General features: G+C 40.4%; 21 protein-coding genes. 17 read left to right on the top strand and 4 right to left on the bottom strand.

Going from position 1 to position 25,304, the window contains the following annotated elements:
* The first annotated feature begins 146 nt into the window (after positions 1-146).
* From CWC02_RS11400 to CWC02_RS11390, 3 genes are read left to right on the top strand one after another with little or no spacing between them, the layout of a single operon-like run.
* Entirely contained in the window at positions 147-1,772 is a 1,626-nt protein-coding gene (locus tag CWC02_RS11400) for a methyl-accepting chemotaxis protein (RefSeq protein WP_054553954.1), read from the top strand.
* A 38-nt stretch (positions 1,773-1,810) separates the two neighbouring features.
* Entirely contained in the window at positions 1,811-2,617 is an 807-nt protein-coding gene (locus tag CWC02_RS11395) for a substrate-binding periplasmic protein (protein WP_138618339.1), read from the top strand.
* 2 nt (positions 2,618-2,619) lie between these two features.
* Positions 2,620-3,090, top strand: coding sequence for a DM13 domain-containing protein (locus tag CWC02_RS11390; RefSeq protein WP_138618337.1), 471 nt, complete (start codon positions 2,620-2,622; stop codon positions 3,088-3,090).
* Positions 3,091-3,178: 88 nt separating this feature from the next.
* On the opposite strand, the gene ahpF is transcribed toward CWC02_RS11390, so the two are convergent.
* The 3 genes from ahpF to CWC02_RS11375 form a co-directional block, all read right to left on the bottom strand.
* Entirely contained in the window at positions 3,179-4,759 is a 1,581-nt protein-coding gene (ahpF, locus tag CWC02_RS11385; protein WP_138618335.1) for an alkyl hydroperoxide reductase subunit F, read from the bottom strand.
* Positions 4,760-4,914: 155 nt separating this feature from the next.
* Positions 4,915-5,484 carry an alkyl hydroperoxide reductase subunit C gene (gene ahpC / locus CWC02_RS11380; protein WP_054553958.1) on the bottom strand — a complete coding sequence of 190 codons (570 nt, stop codon included), beginning with the start codon at positions 5,482-5,484 and terminating at the stop codon, positions 4,915-4,917.
* 207 nt (positions 5,485-5,691) lie between these two features.
* A complete protein-coding gene (locus tag CWC02_RS11375; RefSeq protein WP_054553959.1) occupies positions 5,692-6,195 on the bottom strand; it encodes a 2,4'-dihydroxyacetophenone dioxygenase family protein in 504 nt (167 codons plus the stop codon).
* A 141-nt stretch (positions 6,196-6,336) separates the two neighbouring features.
* Between CWC02_RS11375 and CWC02_RS11370 the strand changes: the two genes are divergently transcribed.
* The 7 genes from CWC02_RS11370 to CWC02_RS11340 all read left to right on the top strand — a co-directional run bounded on the left by CWC02_RS11370 (position 6,337) and on the right by CWC02_RS11340 (position 13,533).
* Positions 6,337-7,356: an AraC family transcriptional regulator gene (locus CWC02_RS11370; protein ID WP_171043840.1), complete on the top strand. Its 1,020-nt coding sequence runs from the start codon at positions 6,337-6,339 to the stop codon at positions 7,354-7,356.
* Positions 7,357-7,448: 92 nt separating this feature from the next.
* Positions 7,449-8,987, top strand: coding sequence for an AMP-binding protein (locus tag CWC02_RS11365; RefSeq protein ID WP_138618330.1), 1,539 nt, complete (start codon positions 7,449-7,451; stop codon positions 8,985-8,987).
* 78 nt (positions 8,988-9,065) lie between these two features.
* Complete coding sequence (locus CWC02_RS11360) at positions 9,066-9,485, top strand: DUF3429 domain-containing protein (protein ID WP_138618328.1); 420 nt, start codon at positions 9,066-9,068, stop codon at positions 9,483-9,485.
* Between the two features lie 54 nt (positions 9,486-9,539).
* Complete coding sequence (locus CWC02_RS11355) at positions 9,540-9,911, top strand: hypothetical protein (RefSeq protein ID WP_054553963.1); 372 nt, start codon at positions 9,540-9,542, stop codon at positions 9,909-9,911.
* 4 nt (positions 9,912-9,915) lie between these two features.
* Positions 9,916-10,716: a class I SAM-dependent methyltransferase gene (locus CWC02_RS11350; protein WP_138618326.1), complete on the top strand. Its 801-nt coding sequence runs from the start codon at positions 9,916-9,918 to the stop codon at positions 10,714-10,716.
* Between the two features lie 2 nt (positions 10,717-10,718).
* Positions 10,719-11,705, top strand: coding sequence for a Gfo/Idh/MocA family protein (locus CWC02_RS11345; RefSeq protein WP_138618324.1), 987 nt, complete (start codon positions 10,719-10,721; stop codon positions 11,703-11,705).
* Between the two features lie 151 nt (positions 11,706-11,856).
* Entirely contained in the window at positions 11,857-13,533 is a 1,677-nt protein-coding gene (locus CWC02_RS11340) for a methyl-accepting chemotaxis protein (RefSeq protein ID WP_171043839.1), read from the top strand.
* A 36-nt stretch (positions 13,534-13,569) separates the two neighbouring features.
* Here CWC02_RS11340 and CWC02_RS11335 read toward each other — a convergent pair whose 3' ends face one another.
* On the bottom strand, positions 13,570-15,585 hold the full coding sequence (locus CWC02_RS11335) for a TonB-dependent receptor (RefSeq protein WP_171043842.1): 2,016 nt from the start codon (positions 15,583-15,585) through the stop codon (positions 13,570-13,572).
* 443 nt (positions 15,586-16,028) lie between these two features.
* Between CWC02_RS11335 and CWC02_RS11330 the strand changes: the two genes are divergently transcribed.
* The 7 genes from CWC02_RS11330 (at position 16,029) to CWC02_RS11300 (ending at position 25,229) form a co-directional block, all read left to right on the top strand.
* Positions 16,029-16,319 (top strand): hypothetical protein, encoded by a 291-nt coding sequence (locus tag CWC02_RS11330; protein ID WP_138618318.1) that lies wholly within the window; start codon positions 16,029-16,031, stop codon positions 16,317-16,319.
* A complete protein-coding gene (locus tag CWC02_RS11325; protein ID WP_138618316.1) occupies positions 16,316-17,884 on the top strand; it encodes a PepSY-associated TM helix domain-containing protein in 1,569 nt (522 codons plus the stop codon). Before CWC02_RS11330 ends, CWC02_RS11325 begins: the two co-directional genes overlap by 4 nt.
* Positions 17,885-18,034: 150 nt before the next feature.
* Positions 18,035-18,916 carry an EamA family transporter gene (locus tag CWC02_RS11320; RefSeq protein WP_138618314.1) on the top strand — a complete coding sequence of 294 codons (882 nt, stop codon included), beginning with the start codon at positions 18,035-18,037 and terminating at the stop codon, positions 18,914-18,916.
* Between the two features lie 166 nt (positions 18,917-19,082).
* Positions 19,083-20,735, top strand: a complete 1,653-nt coding sequence (locus CWC02_RS11315) for a hypothetical protein (RefSeq protein WP_138618312.1) — start codon at positions 19,083-19,085, stop codon at positions 20,733-20,735.
* 229 nt (positions 20,736-20,964) lie between these two features.
* The gene (locus CWC02_RS11310; protein WP_138618310.1) at positions 20,965-23,292 is read left to right on the top strand and encodes a TonB-dependent receptor; all 2,328 of its coding nucleotides are present in this window, start codon (positions 20,965-20,967) and stop codon (positions 23,290-23,292) included.
* 42 nt (positions 23,293-23,334) lie between these two features.
* Complete coding sequence (locus CWC02_RS11305) at positions 23,335-23,622, top strand: hypothetical protein (RefSeq protein WP_138618308.1); 288 nt, start codon at positions 23,335-23,337, stop codon at positions 23,620-23,622.
* Positions 23,619-25,229, top strand: coding sequence for a PepSY-associated TM helix domain-containing protein (locus tag CWC02_RS11300; RefSeq protein ID WP_138618306.1), 1,611 nt, complete (start codon positions 23,619-23,621; stop codon positions 25,227-25,229). The genes CWC02_RS11305 and CWC02_RS11300 overlap by 4 nt, the downstream gene beginning before the upstream one ends.
* Positions 25,230-25,304 lie beyond the last annotated feature (75 nt).

The following is a 25,304-nucleotide window of genomic DNA, read 5'->3' as shown; positions in this document are numbered from 1 at the left end:
CCTACAATATAAAGGCTGCATATGGTGACTTTACTAACTAAATGAGGTCTATCAAAAGAAAAACCCATCAAACAATTGCAAAAACTTGCTTAAAACCATTTCTCTATTAGTTTTAATAATAAGTCCCTACAAAAGTTTGCTCGCTCATGTTAAATAACTACACTGTTCGTACGAGATTAGCTGTCTTAGCTTTGTTACCAGTTGCTGTTTTTGTGATCACATCTATTTTCACGATGTCGATGATGTCTAATATGGTCAAAGGAATTGATAGTTTGTATAGAGACAGAGTACTCCCGTTAGAGCAAATAAAAACAGTATCGGACAATTACGCTGTTAACATTGTTGATTTATTTCATAAATACCGCGCTGATCAAATCTCCAAAGCTGACTTTCTAGCCGCAGTTGAAAACGCAAAGAATGTTGCTGACAATAAATGGAAAAGCTATTTAGCAACAAAACTCACTTCCGAAGAACAACGCTTAGTTAATATTGTTGAAAAGAATCTCTCTGTAGTCGAAAGTGAACTTAGCAGGTTTTTAAACCAAGTTAACAGTAACCAGCTAAAAGCGATCCCTAATGAGGTGTTTGTAAAAGAACTTTACGACGTGTTTGACCCTCTCAGTGAAAGTTATCAAGGTCTGATTAATTTACAGATCAATGAAGCCAACAAATTTAAAAATGCGGCAGATAAAGACTTTTCCCAAGTCACTATCGCAATGACAGCTTCGATAACTATTTTAATAATTATCTTGTTGTTTATTGCCTTTGTTATTTATCGTTCTATTCACAACCCTCTGTTATCGCTGAGCGAAACAATAGGATCAATCTCTGAAAACGCTGATTTACGGCTCCGCGCAAAAACCCATGGTAATGATGAGATAGCTCAGGCAGCAAACCACTTTAACGCTATGATGGAGCGCATTCATGCTCTTGTAAATGATGTAACCAGCGCAACACTTACTCTCTCATCTGCCGCTGAGCAAATGAACTCAATTAGCGACCAAGTTGCCAGCACTGCCACTGAACAAGAACAACAATCGGCAATGATTGCTACTGCTATTACGCAAATGAGCAGTGCTATTGAACAAGTTGCAGCTAATGCGCTTGCGACTTCAGAAAAAGCCACCCACACAGATAAGACAGCGAAGCTTGGCCAACAGTCTGTACAAGAAAATATCGATGCAATTAACCACTTGTCGCATATAGTTAATACCAATACTCAACTTATCAATGAGTTAAATACACAATCAACAGATATCAACCAAGTGGTAATGATGATTCAAGGGGTTGCTGAACAAACAAATTTACTTGCGTTAAATGCGGCCATTGAAGCAGCACGCGCAGGTGAGTCGGGTCGCGGTTTCGCTGTGGTGGCTGATGAAGTAAGGCAACTTGCGCACAACACGCAAAAAGCCACAGCGAGTATTAACGAAATGATCAGTAAACTACAAGCAATGGCGCAGCAAGCAGTGACCGCCATGGGCAATGCCGACGAAAGTGCTAAACAAAGTGTTGAATACGCAGAACGCTCATCACAATTACTGACTGAAATCACTCAAGAAATGGCACTTATTGCCGATATGAACAACGAAGTTTCTACCGCAACAGATGAGCAAACAATCGTTGCCAACGAACTTAGTTGTAATATAAATGAATTTAGCAGTAGTATTTCACTAGTTAGCGAAAGCTCGCAGCAAAACGCTCAAGCAAGTCAAGAATTAGCTTCATTAGCGTCGCGATTACAGCAACAGGTCCATGTATTCAAAGTATGATGGGCAACTGATTACTTTGCACACAGAGAACCTAATAAATGACTACAATTTGGCGCCTGTTATTATTATTTTTAGCTTTGCATTGTTCTTACGCAATCGCGCAAAGTCAAATTGTAATCCAACTTGCTAAACCTATTTATACTGATGCAGTCAAACAGCAATACATTCATAAAATACTTACGAAAAGCTTTGCCGCGGTAAATGCTGATATTATCATCCGATATGATTCGCAACCAATGAATGATAAACGAATAGTAGAGCAACTTAGCCACAACAAAGCTATAACTCTCGCCTGGCTGTCTTTACCTTCTCAGTTAAGTAATACCTTAGTAAAAACAACTATTCCTATTTATAAAGGCTTACACGGTAAGCGGCTACTAATTATTCATAAAAAAGAGCAACTAAAATTTAAAGCTATCAAAAACTTGGAACAATTAAGACCGCTACTTGCTGTGCAACAACAAAGCTGGTCAGATTATGATGTGCTAAAAGCAAATGGTTTATCTGTAAATGGAGAGCTTGATTACGCAGGAATGGTCAAAGCACTTGAAAGTGGTCTAGCAGATTACTTTCCTCGTTCTGCATTAGCAATAGGTGTAGAACTTCAGCGACTACAACAAACAAACTTTGTCATTGCGCCAGACATTATGTTGCAATACCCCAATGACTATTACTTTTACTTAAGTAAAGAAAATCAAAATATTAGGGATTTGCTAGAACAAGGCATGCAAAAGATACAGCAATCGGGTGAACTTGAGCAGCTTTATTTACAACACTTTGGTGATGTTGAAAAGCAATTTTCTTTAAGTCAACGCCACATCATAAACTTAAAAAATAGGGAATAATAATGCTAAAAGCACTGTTAATTTTCATCATAGCATTGGCTATTTTTGCTGCGGGCTTTATGGCTGGGATATACAGTTTGCCAATTTTAACTGAGCAACCAGCCCCTGAAATCAAGACTCTTGAACAACATCAAACGAGAGCTCTGTTTAGTGCAGAGTTTAAACCTGATCTTAAAGGCTCAGATCGCCTTCATTATGGTGATGGTATGGTGTATCTAACGAATGATGCTATTTCTATGCAAGGCACGTTATCACCAGGGCCTGACTATCAACTTTATCTGTCGCGAAACTTTATTGATAATGAAACCGATTTTTTAGCACAAAAAGGCACCATGCAGCGTGTTGCAGGGGTGCGTTCGTTCAACGGCTTTAAATTAGTTGTGCCACAAGGTATTGATGTCAGCGATTACAATACTGTGATTATTTGGTGTGAAAGTTTTGAGGAATTTATAACTGCAGCACAGTATCAGTAGCTGGATGAATAAAAACAAAGCCGCCTTTGGAGAGGGCGGCTTTAAAGCGGCAGCTATGGGTGTGAGCTGCCTAATCAAGAGTCGCTAATTAAGCTGCATCTTCGGTGTTTTGAATCTCATCGCTGTGGCGAATTAAGTAATCAAATGCACCTAAACTTGCCGTTGCACCACTGCCCATGGCAATAATGATTTGCTTAAACGGCGTTGTTGTTGCATCACCTGCCGCGTAAACACCCGGTAAAGATGTTGCACCTTTGCTATCAATTTCGATTTCGCCAAAGCGAGTCAGTGCTAGTTCTGAATCTTTTAACCATTCAGTGTTTGGCACCAAGCCGATTTGCACAAAGATACCTGCAAGCTCAAGTGATTTTTCATCGCCAGAGATACGGTCAATATAGCTTAAGCCTGTTACTCGTTTACCATCACCAACAACTTCTGTTGTTTGCGCGTTTTTGATAATCGTAATGTTGTTTAAGCTATTTGCTTTGCGAATAAGTACTTCGTCAGCACGTAAGGTATCAGCAAATTCGAGCACAGTGACATGCTCAACAATGTTTGCAAGGTCGATTGCCGCTTCAATACCTGAGTTACCACCACCGATAACCGCAACCGCTTTACCTTTAAATAACGGGCCATCGCAGTGAGGGCAGTAAGCAACGCCATGACCGCGATACTCTTTTTCACCGGGTACATTCATTTCACGCCAGCGTGCACCAGTTGCTAATACCACTGACTTAGCATTTAACACCGCGCCATTTTCTAGCGTGATTTGGTAATTACCTTGTTTAGTAAGCGATGCCGCACGTTGGTTTTGCATCACATCTACGTCGTATTCTTTTACGTGTTCTTCAAGTTGAGCAACTAATTTAGGACCTTCGGTCGCTTTTACTGAGATAAAGTTTTCAATTGCTAACGTGTCTGAAACCTGACCACCAAAACGCTCTGCCACAACACCGGTATTTAAGCCTTTACGCGCCGAATAAATTGCCGCAGAAGCCCCTGCCGGACCACCACCAACAACAAGTACATCGAATAACTCTTTATCGTTCAGTGCTTCGGCTTGGCGTGCAGCCGCTTTGGTATCTACTTTATTTAGAATGTCGGTCAGGTTAACAGCGCCTTGGCTGAATAACTCTCCATTTAAGTACACAGCCGGTACTGCTAACACATTACGCTCGTTCACTTCGTCTTGGAACAAGGCGCCATCAATCATAGTCGCCGTAATATTTTCATTGTGTGCCGCCATCAAGTTAAGTGCTTGCACTACTTGCGGACATGTTTGACAACTTAATGAAATATATATTTCAAAGTTGAGTGGCCCAGGCAATGATTTAATTTGTTCAATTTCAGTCTCTGATGCCTTGCTTGGATGACCACCAGTGTGAAGAAGTGCAAGGATCAAGCTTGTGAATTCGTGGCCCATAGGCACACCCGCAAATGTGATTTGCGTATTGTTAATAGGTGAAGACACCACCATAGACGGACGACGTACGTCTTGGTTAGGGTTATCTCGCACCGAGAATTTGTCGCTTAACGATGCTAAATCGTTCGCTAAGTTTTTAAGTTCTGTTGATTTATTGCTGTCATCCAAGGCGATAAGCAGCTCAACAGGGCTGGTAATAGAAGCAAAGTGGCTTGTTAATTGGTTTTTGATATTCGTATCTAACATGGCTTAGCCCTTGAGTTCAGAATAAATAATCTAGAAAAATTTTAGAGATAACTGCCCATCACCCGCTAATGTGCTTAATGTGAGTTGTGATGGGCAATTAGGGTTGCATTGAGATAGCAAAGCAAAGCTTTGCTATCGTTTAATGCTGTGGCAAATTAGATTTTGCCAACTAGGTCTAGTGAAGGAGCAAGTGTCTCTTCACCTGGCTGCCATGATGCAGGACATACTTCACCGTCGTGGTTAGCAATGTACTGTGCAGCTTGTACTTTACGTACTAACTCTTTCGCGCTACGGCCGATACCTAAGTCGTGAGTTTCGATTACTTTGATTTCGCCTTCAGGGTTCATTACGAATGTACCGCGAAGAGCAAGACCTTCGTCTTCAATCATCACACCGAAGTTACGTGTAATACGACCTGTAGGGTCACCAATCATTGGGAATTTGATTTTACCAATTGTGTCAGACGTATCGTGCCATGCTTTGTGAGTGAAGTGCGTGTCAGTTGATACTGAGTAAACTTCAACGCCCATTTCTTGAAGTTGCTCGTAGTAATCAGCAACATCACCAAGCTCTGTAGGACATACGAAAGTAAAGTCAGCTGGGTAGAAGAAGAAGATTGACCACTTACCTAGCACGTCTTTTTCTGTTAGTTCTACAAAGTCACCGTTGTGGTAAGCTGTTGCATTGAATGGTTGTAGTTTTGTGTTAATTAATGAAGTGCTCATAATATTCCTCATTGATGTATTTAAAAAGTTTAATTAACGCAGCCTTGCGTCTGCTTGATTAATACAATAGAGGCCTGAGCGATTAAAATAAAATTGATTGTTTAGATTAAATTGATTTGTTTTTTAGATTAAAAGGTTGGAAATAGCAAAAACTACAAAGCCCTCAATCACTTATGCAATCAAGGGCCTTCACTTCAGGGAATAAAATTATTTACTAAAACCGTATAAACTCTTTGGTTTTATGTAGTTAGGCTCAATTCCTTGCTCTTTTGCAGCTGCTAACATCACTTGTTCAATCCAACCTGCATCCATAATGTTCATATAGTTGCCATCTGGGTCAAAGTTAATATTAGCTCCCATTACTATCATAAAGGTATCGGTCACTTCAGTGTTGTCTGCTGGGACTTGAAATTGATGAATCGAACCACCTGGTTCAAACAAATAGCTACCCGCTACTTGTAAATCGTCTGGGTATTCTGTGTAGTGCCAGCTGCCCGCCATGGTATATAAATGCACAACACCAGTGTGAAAGTGCTTTGGCAAAACTGTACCCGGTTCAAATAAAACGCGTAAAACCCATACCCCATTCTCAGAATCCAGCATGAGTGGATAAATGTGCACGCCTGGTAAAGCGTTTTTAATTAGCTTTTCATCATTGGTATGAATAGTGAGTAAAAAATCTTGATGATTAATAATATCTGGTAATGCCATGTGTGTGCCCTCTTTAATGCGTGTTAGTAAATCAGCGTATTGTTGACGTTAATAAATTGTTAAACTTTAATGACCTGTATTACTTTACTTTGCACGCAATTTTTTTTACTTTTTACGCCAGAGCACAAAAAAGAGCATACTATGCCCCGATTAACACAAGCACCTGATCTAATTAGAGTATCTGCTCTACATGGCTATATTGAGCTGATCGAAAGCAAATTGGTGAACCCTGATATACTTTTATCACACGTTGGTTTAAACAGAAAACAACTACAAGATGCCAATAGCTTTGTGCAGTATCAGCAACTCATTCAACTGTTAGAGACCACGGCGAAAGAACTAAACCTGCCCTATTTTGGGTTAGAATTAGGGCGTTGGCAAAGCTTGAACATTTTGGGCTCTGTTGGTTATTTGGTGGGTAATTGCGACACCCTTGAATCGGCACTTAAAAATTTAACTAAGTATTATCACATTCATCAAAATAGCGCTGATTTACTCCTTGAAGTAGACCAAAACTATGTAAAACTATCATTTTTAGTTCGTAGTAGCTTAAAAGTGAGTGTCTATCATGGCGCTGATCTAGCCCTGAGTGTTGGGGTTAATTTATTAAAGAAACTAACCGATGATCAAATAAAACTGCACCGTTTGGAACTTCCCCATAGTTGTAATGAAAATCCGAGTGTTTATCGCCAAGCATTAGGTCAAGTTCCTGTGTTTAATTGTGCACACACAGCAGTCGTGTTTGAAAAAAAATACCTTAAACTCGCTATTAAGAACTCAGATAAGCAGTTGTTTTCTATACTCAGCCAACAGCTTGGGCTGATTCAAAACACCAAACGTGAAAATATCTCAGATCATGTTGAAGTGATGATTAAGCAGTACTTACTACACGAGGAGTTTGGGGTAAACCTTGTAGCCGAAAAGTTATCGATGAGTACCCGTAGCTTACAGCGCCACTTAACAAAGCATGGCACAACGTTTCGTGAATTAGTCGATGACGTACGCTGTCATTTGGCACATCAATATTTAATTGAATCTAGCCTCACTTTATCAAACATATCAGATATCTTGAGCTTTTCTAATTACAGCGAATTTACTCGGTCTTTTAAACGTTGGTATGGTATTCCACCTAGAGATTACCGCAAGTTTCATTCCCATTAATGGCGTAAAAAGTCAAAAACAAGTCGTTTAAAGCTAAGTTTCACGTTAACAAATTGTATATATTCATTAGTCAAACAAGCTAAGGAATAACCATGAACACACATGATAACCTCACGCAATTAATTGAGCATAGTTGTAAGACTTATGCTGACTTTCCTGCCTACACAAGTGTGGGAAGAACATTCACTTTTTCTCAAGTAGAACAACAATCTCGCTATTTAGCCCAGTGGTTTCAACAGCAAAGTGGTCTTGTTGCAGGAGACAGAATTGCTATTCAACTACCTAATATTGTTGATTACCCTATCGTAACTTATGCAGCATTTCGTGCAGGATTAATCGTAGTCAATACCAACCCGCTTTATACTGCCCGTGAAATGCTACACCAGTTTAATGATGCAGAGGTAAAAGCCATTGTTATTCTTGATGCCCTTAGCGAAAAATTAGCAACAATTATTAATGATACATCCATTAAAACCGTTATTGTTGCAGCCGCTTTAGCTGAGCCAGCATTACAAGAGAATCAATTTTCGTTAAACGAACTCATTCGCCAAGGTGAAAGACTTGCCCCTCTTGACGCTCATCAAGCAAGTCGTGACGATATTGCTGTTTTACAATACACCGGTGGTACCACAGGAGTTGCCAAAGCAGCGATGCTTAGTCATGGCAACATCTTAGCCAATGCCGAGCAAATGAATGAGCGCTTTGACAACATTTTAACGCCTGGTCAAGAAACCGGTATTTGCCCGCTTCCGCTTTATCATATATATGCCTTTACGGTGAACATGGTTAGCTTATTTGCCATGGGGCAATTTAATGTACTTATTCCAAACCCTCGTGATTTAGATGCCTTAGTTAAACAAATCGAACCTTTTGATATTAATTACTTTTCAGGGATTAACACCTTGTTTATTGGTCTGTGTATGCACCCAAGGTTTAAAGCTCTAAATTTTTCAAACCTAAAAATGACCGTGTCAGGAGGAGCAGCTTTAACGCATGCTGCAGCTGATGCGTGGATGAGCACCACAGGTTGTACAATCACAGAAGGCTATGGCTTATCAGAAACCTCGCCTGTTGTGACATTAAACGATTTTCAAAATGAAGAAATTGGCAGCATTGGCCTCCCACTATCAAACACCACCGTGGAAATTTGGGATGAAAACGACGAGCCCGTTGCAGACGGTGAGTCTGGCGAGATAGTTGTTAAAGGCCCGCAAGTAATGATGGGCTACTGGCAACGCCAAGATGAAACCGATAAATGCATGAAACGTGGTTTTTTCAAAACCGGTGATGTGGGTCTGAAGCTACCAAGTGGTAATTACAAAATTGTAGACCGATTAAAAGACATGATTATTGTCTCTGGTTTTAACGTGTACCCTAACGAAGTTGAAAACATACTTTGTCAGCATCCGGCTATCTGCGAAGCGGCTGTTATTGGTGCAAAAGATGAAAAAACCGGTGAGCGTGTGTGTGCCTACATTACTTTAAAAGAGCAGATTGATGAACAACAAGTGAGTGACTACTGCCGCGAAAACTTAAGTGCTTATAAGGTGCCTAAATCAATCATTTTTATGGAACAATTGCCTAAATCGACGGTTGGCAAAATTCTACGTCGAGAGTTACGTCAGCAATAAAGCGATCGTTTTAGCCGCCTAACTGGTATAAAATAACTACGAGTTATTTTATACCAGTTAGGTAGTTTAAAGGTCATTATGGAAAAGTTTATTAATCACATTCAACTTGGTTACTTAGGTTTACTGCCTTTTTTAGGCTGTGTAGGCTGGCCGCTTATAGCAGGTAGTAATGCTGTTAACTTAGACTTTTTCACTTTTTATAGCATCGCCATTTTAGCCTTTATGGCTGGTAATTTATGGCATGCAGGCCAGCAAACGCATGCTGATGCCATCAAAGCAATTATTCCTATCTTACCGATTGGTTTTTTAAGCTTTTTACCGTCAAGCTGGATACTGGCTTGGCTTGCTGCGAGCTTTTGGCTCGTGCTGTTGTTTGAGAAAAGCACACCGCAGTGGCAAACCTATCACGTTGATTATCAAAAAATGCGATTCGTTTTAACCTCGGTTGTGTTTGTATGCCACATATTTGTAATTGGCATGAGTATCTATCCTGAGTAGCCCTTTTCTTGCGTTTGCGGTAACATCCGCGGCTCAGTTTTTTAAGGACTTGCTATGATAGATCAACTGCGCGCTAAACTAGATCACTTAGGTGAAAATTACGTAGAAAAAAACGCTCACTTTAAAATAAAAGTGATCCCATTTTTTTGTGCAATTCACATCAAAAAAGATCATAAAAACCAAGGCAACTTAAAGCTATACTCAAATCAGCTGATTGAAATATTTTTAGCTACCATGTTCTTGTTATTCGGCTTAATGCTTTTTGATACAGAAGCAGGTTTTACCCATGGCCCTATTCATATCGTTATTGCTGTTTTAATTAGTTTCAATCTAATTTTTAAGCAAATAGCCATAGAAGGCCTTAAAACTCGCTTAGCCCTTTGCCCTAAAATTTCAGTTGAAATAGCGCCAGAACAAGGCAAATAACCCCATGTATTTAGACCCTAGTTGGCGCATATTAACGGTAGGCGATGGTGATTTATCATTTTCACACTCTGTTGCTCGTTATATAAAACCAGCCAAGCTTGTTGCTTCAACTTATGATGATGCAAACACCATAGAACAAAAATATGCCGACAATGCACTTAGCGCCTTGCAACAACTTAATATTGAAACACTCACTGAGTTTGATGTAACAAGGCCAGACTCATGGCAGCGCTTAGATGGCGCTTGTTTCGATGTGGTTATTTTTCAATTTCCGCTGATACCTGCATTTAAAGGTGAAGCCGCATTTAAAGCACACACCCAACAAGGTGGTATGAATGTATTAAACCGTGCTTTGTTGCATCGCTACCTAGACTACGCTAGCCAGTTTGCATTAGATAAAAACGGCCTGATGTTATGTTACATCACCTCTAAAGATGTAAAACCTTACCGCGAATGGAATATTGAGGGCAGCTTAAATCAAGGGCTTAATTGCCAATACCTTGGCCAAATGCCATTCGATATTAGCGTGTTTCCGGGCTATAAAATTCGCAATGTTGATCGCGATAAACACGTTAAAGATACTAGCGGCATTACCTATGTATTTAGCGAAAAAACTAACAATGAAATTACCCCTAAGCTTAGTTTTCCTGCTTATTTAGGTGAAAAATACTGTGCATTATGCCGCGTTGGCCCTTATATGGCCCAAGAAGATGAAGACAAACATTTGTTAAGCAAAAAACATAAACAAATGGAAAAATTTGAACAGAATTGGCAAGCATGGCTTGTACAAAACAGCGAGGAGTAACCATGAACTTTGTGATTGTAGGTACCAATTTTATAAGCGATACACTACTGAGTGCAGCTAAAGAAATTGAACATTTCTCCTTATATGGTGTGTGCTCTCGAGAGCAGCAAACAGGCGAGGCTTTCCTTATAAAGCACGATGCTCAAAACGCTAAAGTGTTTACCAATATTGAGCAAGTATGCGAAGACCCATCAGTCGATGCCGTTTATATTGCAGCACCAAATAGCTTACACAAAGATTATGCCGTCATGTGTTTAAAAGCAGGTAAACACGTTTTAGGCGAAAAACCTTCTGCTGCGAATAGCAAAGAGCTTGAGTCAATCGTGCAAGCAGCAAAAACCCATCAACGCTTATACATGGAAGCGATGATGACTACCCATTTACCAAACTTTGCACGCTTAAAAAGTGCCATGGCAAAGATTGGCACACCCCGCAAATATATTGGCCAATATAGTCAGTACTCATCGCGTTACGATAAATATAAAAACGGCGAACGCCCAAATACCTTCTTGCCAGAATTTGCTAACGGTGCATTAGTCGATTTAGGTATTTATCCGCTGTATATTTTACTCGCATTATGGGGTGCGCCTCAGAGTGTAAAAGCCAGTGGTGTGTTGCTTGAAACTGGTGTTGATGGCGCTGGCGATGTGCTTTTGAATTACGCTGATAAGCAAGCGGTGATCAGCTATTCGAAAATCTCGCAAGGCGATAATTTTACTGAAATTCAAGGTGAGAAAGGCCGAATACGTATTGAAGCGGTGTCATTATTAAAGCGCATGCAATTTATTGGTAACAATGGCACGGTTGAAGAACTGTCTGAGCCATTTGATGATCACTTTATGCGCCATGAGGTCAGCCACTTTATTCAAGCTGCGAATGCAGGACAAATTGAGTCATCTGTTAATACTCATACACTGTCAAAACAAGTTATGGCTGTACTTGATGAAGCACGAAATCAGCTTGGCGTTGTGTATCCAGCAGACCAATAAATGCATTACTCAAGGGTGGTTGACTCTGCCCTTTTCATTTTCAACATAAGCTAAAATGACCACCTCTAAATAACTTACCCGTAATTTTTATTGAATCAAAAATTTTGTACTATGGTTAATAGTACTTACTTTCAATATGAAGGGTAATACTTTGACTATAAGCTTTTTACTCAGAACCGTTTTCGCAGCAACCATTACCCTTGCAGCCGGACTTCTCTTCATTATTTTATTTTTACAATCAGGCCAAGATGAGAGTATGGAGTCGGCTCAACAGCGTTATGAGCTAAGCCATCTTGCTCAGTTTTCATCTTCAAATTCGATTCGCCTTACTGAGCTTGCTCGTCAACATGTCGTAACCTTAGATCCTCGCTATGAAGTTGAATACCATCATCTTGTTGACCAAATTCAAGGAAAAGCAGCTTGGCTCAATGGTCAGAAAAAAAACTATGTGCAGCGCTTAAAAGCCTTTAATGTCGCTACCGATGATTTGGCTTTATTACAAAAATCCAACGACTTATCACTCAAACTAGTCGAAACAGAAGAAAAAGCATTTAGCTTAGTCAGTGATTTACTTGGTCGAGATACTAACAACTTAACCGTCAGCGAGCATAAAAGATGGGTGCAAGCTATTAGGCTTTTAACCAACGATGCTTACATGGCCGAAGTTGAGAAAATTCAGCAGCCTGTACAGGCCTTTTTAAATTCAATTGAGGAAAAAAGTGCAGCAGAGGTAAAAAATAATCATGACCGTGTGGTAACTTTAAGCCTAGTTAGCACCGCTTTAGTTCTAACCATCATTGCTACCTTGATAGTGTGTTATTGGCAATTAGAGAAAAAAGTGATTAAAGCAACTCATGCTTTAATTAATGAGGCCAAGCGTATCTCTGAAGGAGATCTCTCTCGCTATATTGACCATAAAGCTGATGATGAAATAGGCCAACTTGCGGTCAGCTTCAACATTATGGTTGATAAGCTCTCCCAGCTTCTAAAAGAAATACATAATCAATCAGAGCAAGCACAAGTGGCAGCGAAAAGTTTAGATGAAATATCACAGCAAGCTAAAACACTCAATGATATTCAAAGCCAAGCTATTGAGGTAATTTCAAGCTCAGTCTATGAAAACTCAACGGCCGTTAAAGAGGTTTCTCAAAACTGTGCAGAAGCGGCAAGCAGTGCCACCGCTGCTAATCAAAAAACCAAAGAAGGCCTACAGGTTGTCCAACAAGGGGTAAGCTCTGTTGAGTCAGTGGCCGACACCTTAACCAAATCGCTAACAGATCTTAATCAACTGGAAGCCTCAGTAAATGAAGTCACTGCTATTTTAAGTGTAATAAGTAACATTGCCGAACAAACTAATTTACTAGCACTGAATGCTGCAATTGAAGCCGCAAGAGCGGGTGAACAAGGCAGAGGATTTGCAGTGGTTGCTGATGAAGTAAGAACATTGGCTAGTCGCACACAGAGCTCAACCCTTGAGATCCAAGATAAAATTGACTCATTACAATCTGCAACCAATGCAGTAACGCAAAGGATCCGTTCAAGCGATGCGCAAATTAAAGAGGCGGTGCTCAATTCAGAAAAAGTAGGCCATATGCTTGATGAAATTAGCCTTCAAGCAAAAGCGATTTCTGATGCCAATATGACCATAGCTTCTGCATCTGAGCAGCAATCTCAAGTGACCGAAGAAATAGCCCAGCGTTTAAACGAAGTCCAAGATACAAGTCGTCAGTCGCAGCAACAAACACAAAGTATTTCAGATTCTTCAAGCAAATTGGCTAACTTAGCAAATAACTTAAACGGGCAGATTAACCGCTTTAAATTGGGCTAGTCGCTGGTTCTGCTCAGCGACTAGCGATTAGTTTATTTAAAATCGGTAAGTAACAGATGCACCGATTGTTTGTGGGTTTACAACTGCAACGTAGCCTTGTGGGTAACGGCCACTAGCAGGCTCTTTTGCAGTATACGCCTCTTCATCTAAGGCGTTGTTGATGAAAGCACTGATCAGCCACTGTTCGGTATCGTAGCTCATCGATAAACGCGTAATGGTGTAATCACCTGCAACGCGCTCTTCAGTGTTCGTTAAATCGCCATAAAACTCATCAACATAATTAGCACTTAAATTTACTTTTAAACTATCAGTAAACCAGTGAGATACACCCAAACTCGCGGTTAACTCCGGCGCAGAATTTAGTTCATTGCCAACGGCTTCTGGGAACGCAATTGATTCATCTATTTTAGTTTTCAATAAACCAAAACCGCCATGTAATTGCCACTGTTCGCCCAGCATGCTGTAAGCTTCAACTTCTAAACCATAGCTATGAGCATCTTCGATATTAGTGATTTTACGCTCAGAGCTTAGCGCTTGATAACCGTTGAAGTTGTTGTAAAACACGTTGGCACTAATATTAATATCGCCATTATTTAAAACGCTGCGTGAGCCAATTTCATAGGTATTAACCGTTTCTTCATCGTAGTAGTAATAATCTTCTGCGGTAAAATCAAGGGCGCCGCCCCCTGCATTGTAACCACGACGAGCACTAGCAAATAAAGTCGTTTCGTCGCTAATGTCATATTGAATCGCGAGCTTTGGTAAACGCAGTGTGTGAGAGTTATCAAGTTGTTCAACCAGCATATCACCACGAAATGTCATATTAAAATTACGTAATTGTTCTTCACGCTCAATGCGCAGACCCGCTGTTAATGTGAAATCGCGACTTAAGTTAAAGCTTGTTTCACCATATATTGCCGTCGATTTACTACTATCGTCACCGTAATAGTTGGTTGCACCTACACTTTCAAAGTCTTGGTCGCGATCAAAATAGGCAAGACCCACAAAACCAGAGTAAAAATCATTGCTTAAACCAAAGTTCAATTTGGTATCGACAGTGATGTTACTCTCATCCATTGATACATCAGATTCTGCGCTTTCAAGTGGCTCGTATGCTTCAAAGCCCCATTTATAATCCATATAAGCAACTAAAACATCTAGCGAAAAATCATCGTTAATTTTGTAATCAACATTCACTTGCGTGGTGTCAGATTCAGTATCCATAATACGTTGATATAGTGGCTCATAATCAAATGGCTCATCCGCTAAAAAGTACTTACGACCCGAGTTACCCTCTTCACTATAAGTTGAATATGTTAGCTGTACTGCTAAATCTTGGCTTGGTGTGTAAAGTAATTTAGCGCGTGTGCTACTGGTATTTAACTTGTTTAACTCACGATCAGTTGGGTTTGTTTCGTATACCGGCGGATTTGAAAATGTTTCGCCATCAACGTACTGAGTTGATAAACGAAATGCTAATACATCTTCAACTAACGCTCCTGATACCACTGCGGCAGTGTCTAGATAGCTATCTTGGTTGCGATAACCGACGCGCACAGCGCCTTCAAAATCTTGAGTTGGCGCTTTAGTTGTCATGTAGACAGCACCCGCAATACTATTACGACCATTGCTGGTTGATTGCGGCCCTCGGTAAACCTCAATTTGTTCTACATCCCACAGACCCGTATCACCAGTTAAATCAGCTACAAACGGCTGGCTTACACCATCGATTAAGGTTGAAACACGAGCCTTTGAACCACCACTAAATGAGTTAAAACCCGTTGCGCCACCATTACCAGACACACCTCGCATATCTGGCACCGAGCCCGTTAACACAACAACGTTCGCCATTTCTGACAGCGCTTCAGATATAGATGCAAGTTGGCCGTTTTCTAATAGCGACTTATCAACAACCGCCACTGACGACATCGTCTCTTTAAGTGACTTCTCAGTTTTTTCACCTGTAACAACAATGGTATCCATTGATTTTCGACTGTTTTGATCATCGTCGGCCCACGCTGAGCCTTGCGTAACAAGTAATGATGCAAGCATAACTTTGGTGAGTGAATTAAGTTTAAATGCTGTAGCCAATGTCCTTTCCCCGTAAGAGATTATTAGAATTAAACAAATTGCGTTTGATAAAAAACGCTAGGAAATTAACACAAGCTTAATGTTATTGCAATTGAGTTTAGTTATCATTTACAATGAGATTTAACGTTTACTACAACTATAATCTCATGCTCATTTTTACTGTTACTCTGCTTATCTTTTTCGCTGTCAGTATTTTATATTGCACCAGAAAACAGCAGCGATTCTTAAAAAAACCAATTAAAAAACAATGGCGATTACTTTCAATTGCGTTAACTATTTGCGCATCAATACTTGCCCTTCAACAATTCTCAGTCACAGCGGCCGTGTTCTACATCATCTTTAGTGTGATGCTAATGTTGATGCTGCTCCCTTTTGCGAGCCTGCTGCAAAGAAAAGGATAACTCATGACAAGTTCAGCTAAACGCCAACCAACTTGGTTAGGGAAAACGCTAGCAGGTACAATTTTAGGGCTAGCACTTTCATTTATTTTCGTTGCTTTTTTTGCTTGGTATGGCCCTGGAGGCATTGATGCTCGCGATAAAGTGCAATTTAACATGTGGATGATCACGCCGGTTTGGCTAACCATTTTTAGTTTTAGTTATTTGTTCAACTCAGCAAAGCAAGCTTGGCTTGTACTTGGTGGGTTAACTGTGCTGCTTTATGGCGTATTTTTTATGCTAAGGAACGCATTATGAAAGTCAGATCGGATATTCTTCGCACCTATCAAGGAGTACACACATGGACAGGCATCATTGCAGGTTTAGTACTATTCATAGGTTTTTATGCTGGCAGCTTGACCATGTTCAAACACGAACTTCAGCAATGGGCTGCCCCCATTCAAGCTCCTAAAGTCACCAGCTCTAGTTATGACTACCAAAAGCTTGTAGATACTGCAATTAATGAACATAGTGAGCAACTGGCCAAAGGTTTTAACCTCGATTTACATACCCCAAATGCGCCTCTTTCGTGGTATATCAAAGGCAATGCCCGAGGCATGGAGCTTGATAAACAACTGAACTTCGCCCACCTAAATGCTGATGGCAGTTTAAACGTCAGCGTACAAACCGAAAATGAACTTGCTGATTTAGTTGATTATTTACACCGTACAGCAGGCTTTATAGGCGAAATTGGTCATGATCAATCAGGGGTGTATATTCTTGGTATTGCCTGTATTTTGTATTTTTTAGCTTTGGTCTCAGGAGTGATTATTTTACTGCCGACATTAGTTAAAACTTTTTTTGCACTGCGAAAAGAAAAAGGGCCTAGTCGATTTTGGCTTGATAGCCATAACCTTGTCGGTATAGCCAGTTTACCATTTCATTTAGTCATTGCTTTTACCGTGGTGGTATTTGCATTTCATGATTTTATTTATGGTGGTTTAGCACAATTTTATGATGGTAAGCCGCTATTTCAGCGCCCTACGCCTGCGGCGCAAAGTTTTCATATTGAAAACTTGCCACGCATTGATGAGCAAGTACTCGCAGCGAAAAACTATGCCCCCGGCTATGAGCCAATCCATATTCGCTATAGTAATTTAAATTCAGCATCACCTTCTGCGGTGTTTATGATGAGTAACAATAATGCGGTAGTGCGTGGACCAGATACTGATTACCTATTCATGAACCCGTACACACTAGAAGTGGTTAACTCAAGCTACCCGCAAGGCGAAGATGCAGTGTGGGGTAACATGGTTGCCAGTATTTTCTCACTTCATTTTGGCACCTATGGAGGAGACTGGGGTCGTTGGGGTTACTTCATTATGGGATTACTTGGCGCCTTCTTATTCTATTCAGGTAATTTATTGTGGATAGACAAACGCTTCAAAAAAAATCCTAATAAACGCAGTACCTTGTTTATGGCAAAACTCACCATTGGCGTTTGTTTAGGGTCTATGATTGCCGTTGCTTTTACACTCGTCGCTGCCAAATGGCTACCTGCATTTGTTAGCAACACAAACTACGCTACCCTATACAGTTACTATGCAGCCTTTTTTGTTTTTGTAATATATAGCTTCTTAAAACCTGTGCAAAAGGCAACCACGGTTGGGTTTTATTTACTCGCAAGTCTGTGTGCATTAATGGTGTTATCTACGCTAGTAAAACTTGCCAGCGACACCAATTCACTATTTTACTCAAGCTATTTAGTTGATATTGTCGCTGCTATTTTTGCGGCTACTTTCTTTAAAGTGGCAAAACGCCAGCAGCAAAAACAGGCCACGCAAACCATCATGCCGACCTTTGAACAAGCAGGACAAAGTTAAGCACTCTCTTTATGGGTATCAAAGCAATTTGATACCCATAATTTTGCTTTATCGAAAATCTGTGTCTGTTTAACGAAAAACATTTCTTCTCCCTCAAAACATCAGTAGAATCGCCGCAAACTTGAACTATTAACTTTCATAAGGACAGTGATGCAGCGCACCATTCCACCGTTTTTTATTGCTGTTATTTGCGTGCTTCTTGCAATGGTTACCATTCAATCTGGTGCCTCTGTTGCAAAGCAATTATTCCCTTTAATAGGCCCTGAAGGTACCACAGCACTTCGATTAGGTTTTTCAGCTGCTATTTTGTGCCTGGTTTTTAAGCCTTGGCGAGCTTTTCCGCCGATAGGGCAACGCATGCCGATCATCGTTTATGGACTGAGTTTAGGTGGCATGAATATCCTGTTCTATTACGCGATTGAGCGCATTCCTTTAGGCATTGGTGTTGCTCTGGAGTTTACTGGCCCCCTTGCAGTTGCCCTACTTTCATCTCGTAAAAAGCGCGATCTGTTTTGGGTAGCCTGCGCCATTGCTGGCATTATTTTATTGCTACCTGACATGAAAGGCGAAGACAGCCTCGACCCTGTTGGTGTTATTTTAGCCCTTGCAGCAGGTGCATGTTGGGCGTTTTATATATTGTTTGGCAAAAAAACTGGAAACCAAGGCTCTGGCGGGATGACTGTAGCCATGGGGATGAGCGTCGCCGCGATTGTGCTTGTGCCTTACGGCGCCGTTTCGCAAGGCGCTGCATTATTGAGTTGGGAAGTATTACCACTTGGTATTTTAGTAGCTATTATGTCTAGCGCACTACCCTATACGTTAGAAATGGTGGCACTTCGCAATATGCCCGCCCAAGGCTTTAGCATCATGATGAGTTTAGAGCCTGCGATCGCAGCATTGGCTGGTTTTATAATCCTCTCTGAATTTTTAAGTGTATGGCAATGGCTGGCCATTTTATTAGTGATTACCGCTTCGGTTGGCAGTTCGATGTCAAGCAATTCTGAAGATCAGAAAAGTCAGAAAAATAGGTAATTTAACACTTTATATACATTTTTTAATACTTAAAGATTGAGCTTTAGACTCAAAAACAGCTTTTATCGGCATTCGTAAAGTGAAGTGGCTCACTATAATGCTCACTATTAATACAAAGTGGTCTTATCTCTTTGTGTCGTAATAAACCTAATCGTGGGATTTACTTATGTCGATAAAAACTAACTTGTTACTTTCAAGCCTTGCAGTTGCAACTACATTAGCTGTAACAAATACTGTGGCTGCTAGCTGCCAAGGCGAAATTTTTGCAATGAACTCAGGCCGTGGTGAAACCGGTGTTGTATTTAGCCTTGACGAGCAAAATAAGTCGGCTACAGCACACTCAATCGCCCAATTTAGTTCTGCAGCCATTGCTTATGATGCCTCAACAAATCGTACCTACTATGCTTCATCACCCATTCCGTTAGAGTACAAAGTTGATGTAAACCATCTAGATGTTAGTGATGAGCAGTATTCTCACCTACCAATTCGTGCCGATAAATTCAAATATAGTCGCTTAGCCTATTTAGATCATGTTACAGGTGAACATGTTGTGGTTGGAACAACTAAATCTGTAATTGGTATGACATATGATGCAAGCTCTGATTCATTACTTGCAGTAAGTTTTACCAAGCTTTATAGCATTAATAAAACCACAGGCGAAGCAACTGTATTAGCTGATTACAGCGACCTTGAGGGCTTGAGCCGCGCTGATTTAGTCGTTAAAAATGGCGAGCTTTTGCTAATAACCTCAACCTCAGTTTATAGTATTGACCGCACAAGCTTTATGGCTACAGAGCTTTCAAAACACGATTTAATCGCGGTAGGTGGTGCGACTGTTAATAAAAATGGCGACCTTGTGATCAGCCGCTCTGTCATCAACGACCATGGCGATAAGAACGAATCAAAGCTATACCGCTTAAATCCATATTCAGGCGAAACCTGTCTTGCTGCAACATTGCCAGTTCGCATTAACGACTTAACGACCAATACGCTTAATGCTGTGGCATGTGATGTAGAACCTAGTTGCTCATTACCAAGTGAATTAATCCCTTACTACTCAGAAGCAGTGATTAAACAGCTTGATAGCAACTGGAAGAGCTATGACTTTGGCAACCAAGAATTTATAGCTCCTGCGGTATTTACTTCGGCACCGACATTTAATGGTAAACACGGTGGTACAAACCGTTTAACTGATGTAACACCTGTGGGTTATTCAGTATCTTTCCAAGAGTGGCAATATCTGCAAAATGGCAATGGTCACCCTCATATTGAGTCGTTTGACTTTTTAACTATGGACGAAGGTCGTTACACAATGAGCGATGGCACTATCGTTGAAATTGGTACCTTTACTCTAAATGGTACAAAAGAATTTAAAGATATTGTGTTTAGCAAAGAATTTACTGCAAAACCACATGTATTTTTGCAAACACAAACCTTTAATGGCCCACATACCGTATATACGCGAGTTACAAGCTTAAATAATACAGGTTTTAGTGCCGCATTTTTTGAACAAGATACTTTAAATGAAGGTCATTGGAATGAACGTGTTGCTTATTTTGCAATTCTTCCTGGCTCAGGCACAACAGGTACTCTTGAGACTCGTGCTGGTAATAAGCAATATAGCTTACATCAAGCAGATATAGATCATAACGGTGGCCAAATTGGTGAGCATTTCTACCTGATACACGAGGAACAATCTGAGGATGAAGAGATCAACCATACCAAAGAGCAGGTAATAGTAATAGATATTGAGGAAGTAAGCCTTGTTCAATCTATTACAAGTAGAGGTCCTGATAACTTTAGTATCCGCAGAAAATAACCCCTAAATTTAGGCGCCTCAGGGCGCCTTTTTTATTTCTAATTAGCCTTACTCTCTATCCGTTCCCAAAAAAGGAAGAGCGTTTACTTAAACGCGGTTATTACACATTTTTTGGTAAAAAATGATAATTATTAGATATTTTACTCTACTTAAGACTTGTTAATCAAAAGCTCACCTATATAATGCAAATAAAAATAATTAACATTTGTAAAACCAATTGAAACCTGCAATGACCTCTCTAAAAAAAACGGCTCTCGCTATTGCCATAGCCAGCACTATTATTTCTCCGGCTGTGTCTGCGGATGACGCCAACATTGAAAAAATTGTTGTAAAAGGGCAAAAAATAGACCGAACCTTACAAGAAACACCAGCAAGTGTTGCCGTGATAACGAGTCAAACAGTAGAGCGTGAAAACTTAAATGATTTTTACGATGTATTAGCGCGAACACCTAATACATCAGGCACCGATGGTGCTGGGTTTAATATTCGTGGAATCGATGCATTTAATGTCACTGGCGGCGGCTCTGGTGGGCTAGCAAGTGTCTATATTGATGGTGCCCCTGTGTCTTATCGAATGATGCAACAAGGCGGCTTCTCAACATGGGATATTAGCCAAGTCGAGATATTACGAGGTCCGCAATCAACTTTGCAAGGGCGTAATTCTTTAGCAGGCGCAGTGGTAATGAAAACTCGTGATGCTATGCATGAATTTGATTTTAAAGGTCGCTTAGGGGTTGGCGAGTATGGTACACAAGAGGCCGCTGTTGCTTTTGGTGGCAGCTTAATTGAAGACGAGTTAGCATTTCGTGTTAGCGGTGAAAAACGTGACTTTGATGGCTACAATACTAATGTTGCAACAGGCAAAGAATCTGACTTTGATAACAACGAATTTTATCGTGCGAAGCTGCGTTATACCCCCTCTGCATTACCTGAATTTGAAGCACAATTTAGTTTTATGCACAGCGAAAATGACAAAGGTATCGACTGGGTTATGGTTGAAAGTGGTCATCAAGACTACCCTATTAATGATATCTACAAAGACAGGTACGTATACTTAGATTCGCCGACTTATGAATGGACAGATACTGACTTATACATTTTAAACCTTGATTACGATCTTAATGATCAATGGTCATTTGCATCTATCACTACTTACTCTGACGCTGCCTATGGTTATGAGTGGGATGGTGATGCGAGTATGAATCCACCAAAATCGACTCTAACAGATGTAAGAAAAGACGAAACAAAAACACAAGAGCTGCGATTTACTTATGATGGCGATAAACTTTCTGGTTTGATTGGCTTCTATTATTCAGATCTTGATGTTTTTGATAGTAGTGGTGGTGAGCGAGGCATTACATTTGCAGATTTAGGTGTGCGTTCATTATTAACTGCACCGGCTGAATTCGGTGGTCTAGGTTTACCTGCAGCATTAGCTGATCAAGTACTGCAATTTTATGCCGCAGCAGATCCTGTTTTTATTAGCCAAAACTCTGATTACATTCAAAGAGTAAAAACTAAAGCATTGTTTGCTGATTTTACTTATGAAGTTAACGACAACTGGGATATATTTGCCGGACTTCGTTACGACAAAGAAGAGCAAGCCAACGGTACAATTGCAGACATCTATATCACAGAGCAAACTCAAGCTGTACTGCCAAACCCAGAAGACTTCGCAACCAACCCTATGCTTGCCCAATTGGTAGCCGGTATTAACCAGCAGCTTTTTGCAATGGCAGATGGCGCATCAGGGGATGAGCCTGTAGAGGATGCTGACTTTGACTCATGGCTACCAAAGCTAGGGGCAACATACCGCTTCAATCAAGATATTTCTACAAGCTTCACAGTACAAAAAGGCTATCGCTCAGGCGGTGTCGGCACCAATGTAGCAAAAGCGACACCATTTACTTTTGATCCTGAGTATACATGGAATTATGAACTTGCATTTCGCTCAGTCTGGTTAGATGAAAAGTTAGTAGTCAACGCCAATATTTTCTACCTTGATTGGACCGACCAACAAATTGCGGTTTATCTATCAGGTAATCAATACGATAGAGAAACTCGCAATGTCGGTAAATCACACGTTCAAGGCTTTGAAACAGAAATTAGTTATGAACTTACAAATAACCTTAACTTTTATGGTGGGTTAGGTTATTCAAAAACCAAAATTGATGAGTTTGTTACTGACGTCAATGGCTCAGACGAAGATTACCAAGGCCGTCCTTTCGCTGGGGCACCAGAGTGGACTGCACTTGTTGGCTTAGATTACTTTAACGAACAAGGTTTCGTTGCAAATATCAATGCAAGCTATACAGGAAGCTCACAACGCTTGTCGATTCCCAAAGAAACAAGTGACAGCATTTTTATTGATCCACGAAATGAAGCCTACTGGTTAGTAAATACGCGAGTTGGTTATCAATGGGATAATTATGGCGTTTATGCACTAATCGAGAATCTACTTGATGAACAATACGTTGCACTTGAACCAGCTGGTTTTAACAATCAAACATTAAGCTCACCAAGAACCGCGAGTATTCGTTTCGAAGTAAGCTTTTAATAAAATGCGGCGGCTAAGGCCGCCTTTTTGAGGGGCATAAAAATGACTAAAAACCACACCTTCTCTGCAACTAAGCGGCGCCATTTTATGGCTTGTTTACTTGCCTTGCTGACTGCGATTGTAATGATCCCAGGAATGACAACATACCTTCCATTTGCGATTGAAGAACAAATACTTATTCCAATAATGTTGTTTCCTTTAATTTGGACAGCCTTGTTTATCTATGCCTATATGGCTGAAAAAGCGTGGCACCCTTTTGCATTGATGGTATTTATTTTGATAAGTCATGGTGGTCTGAGCTACTTAGCATTGACTGGGGGGCAGTCATGAAATCAATCAGCTTGAAAAAACTTTTCTTAATGCATAGCTGGGTCGGTATAGTGACTGCCATCTTGCTGTTTATTGTTTGCTTCACTGGTGCGTTAGCAGTGTTAAGCCGCCCAGAACTAAAGATTTGGGCGAATCCAGAGCTACATCAACTCAGTACACTTCCAAGCGAAAAAATCACAGATATAATAAATACATACCATAAAACTGTACCGAAAGAGTTTGGCGAAAATATTCATGTGTATTTACCAACGGGGCACAATACACATTTACTAACCGTATTGTTTGAATCACACCATGGAGATGAAAACTACAGCGAAGCGGCTGCTTATGCTTATCAGTTTGATCCGCGTAATTATCAATTAGTGAATGAATACTATGGGGCAACGGGTTACTTTTACGAACACAGAAAAACAGATGCCCCATCATTTATCGGGCATTTTCATGCAGACCTACATTTAGGTAGACCTATAGGCTTAATTTTAACCGGATTCTTAGGGTTAACGTTGCTTGTTTCTACAGTGACTGGTTTATTTATACATCGACAATTTTTTAAGGAGCTATTCACATTTAGGCGCAAAAAACCGCTTGATGTCATTATTAACGATGGCCATAAAATTATGGGGATTTGGGGCAGCTTATTCCATGCAGTCATTGGTTTTACAGGTGCTTTTTTAGGGCTTGCTACCGTTATTTTGCTACCCGCAGCGGCATTTGTTAGCTTTGGCGGCGATCAAGAGAAATTGATTGAAAAGTTCACCGCCATTCCAGAACCCATTATCAGCGAACAATTTCAAGCCACAGATATAAATGCCATTTTGCTAGATGCACAAGTACGCTACCCAAAAGCAAAGATAATTGATCTCACTATAATGGCGCATAATGATGCAAATGCAGAAGTCTACATGCGACTAATTGGTGGTGAGCAAGTGGCTTCACAATTGTTGAAATACCATGGCTCTGGTGAGTTTGTAAAATCAATGAGCAGTTTTGGCGATATACCAGGGGCATCAATCAAAGTACTAGAGTTATTGTTTCCGCTTCATTTTGGTAATTTTGCAGGCTTGTTTGTTAAATTAGTTTGGGTATTGCTAGGGCTGAGCACTGCGTTGTTACCGCTATCAGGTATGATGATGTGGCTTGCCAAACGCAGTCGGGGCAATAACCCCACACTCAGTCAACAAGCGTATCAGCGCTGGAACAGAGTTATTATTGGTACTTGCGGTGGCCTTGTATTAGCGTGTGCTATTTTATTCCCTGCTCAAATACTATTAAATAACCTGGTCGATAGTACCTTGCATAACAAGGTATTTGCTCCATTATTCTTTTATAGCTGGTTAGTATGGTCTTTATTGGCTCTATTACCGTTGAACTATCAGCGCTTTTTACAAATCACGCTTATTGTCATTGGTGTAGCATGTTCGGCCATCTTACCTCTTAATCTAATACTTTCATCCAGTCACGCTTTTAGCGCAGCTAACCTGTTAGTGAGTGTCGTTGATATGAGCTTTTTTGTAATCGGCTTTACCGTGTTATATGGCGCTTTTTGTAAAGTGAATATTCAAGATATCTCTAAAACGAAAAAGTTAGAACAGGAGTTAACAGTATGAACTTACTTCTCCTTATTGCCGCAATAATATTACTTTTAGGTAGTAATTTACTGCTTAGAAGCACAATAAGAACCT

This window comes from Pseudoalteromonas sp. S2721 (assembly GCF_005887425.1).
In the GTDB taxonomy this organism is placed as follows: domain Bacteria; phylum Pseudomonadota; class Gammaproteobacteria; order Enterobacterales; family Alteromonadaceae; genus Pseudoalteromonas; species Pseudoalteromonas simplex.
Note: the sequence above shows the minus strand (reverse complement) of the source record. Positions and strands in the feature narration are given on the sequence as shown.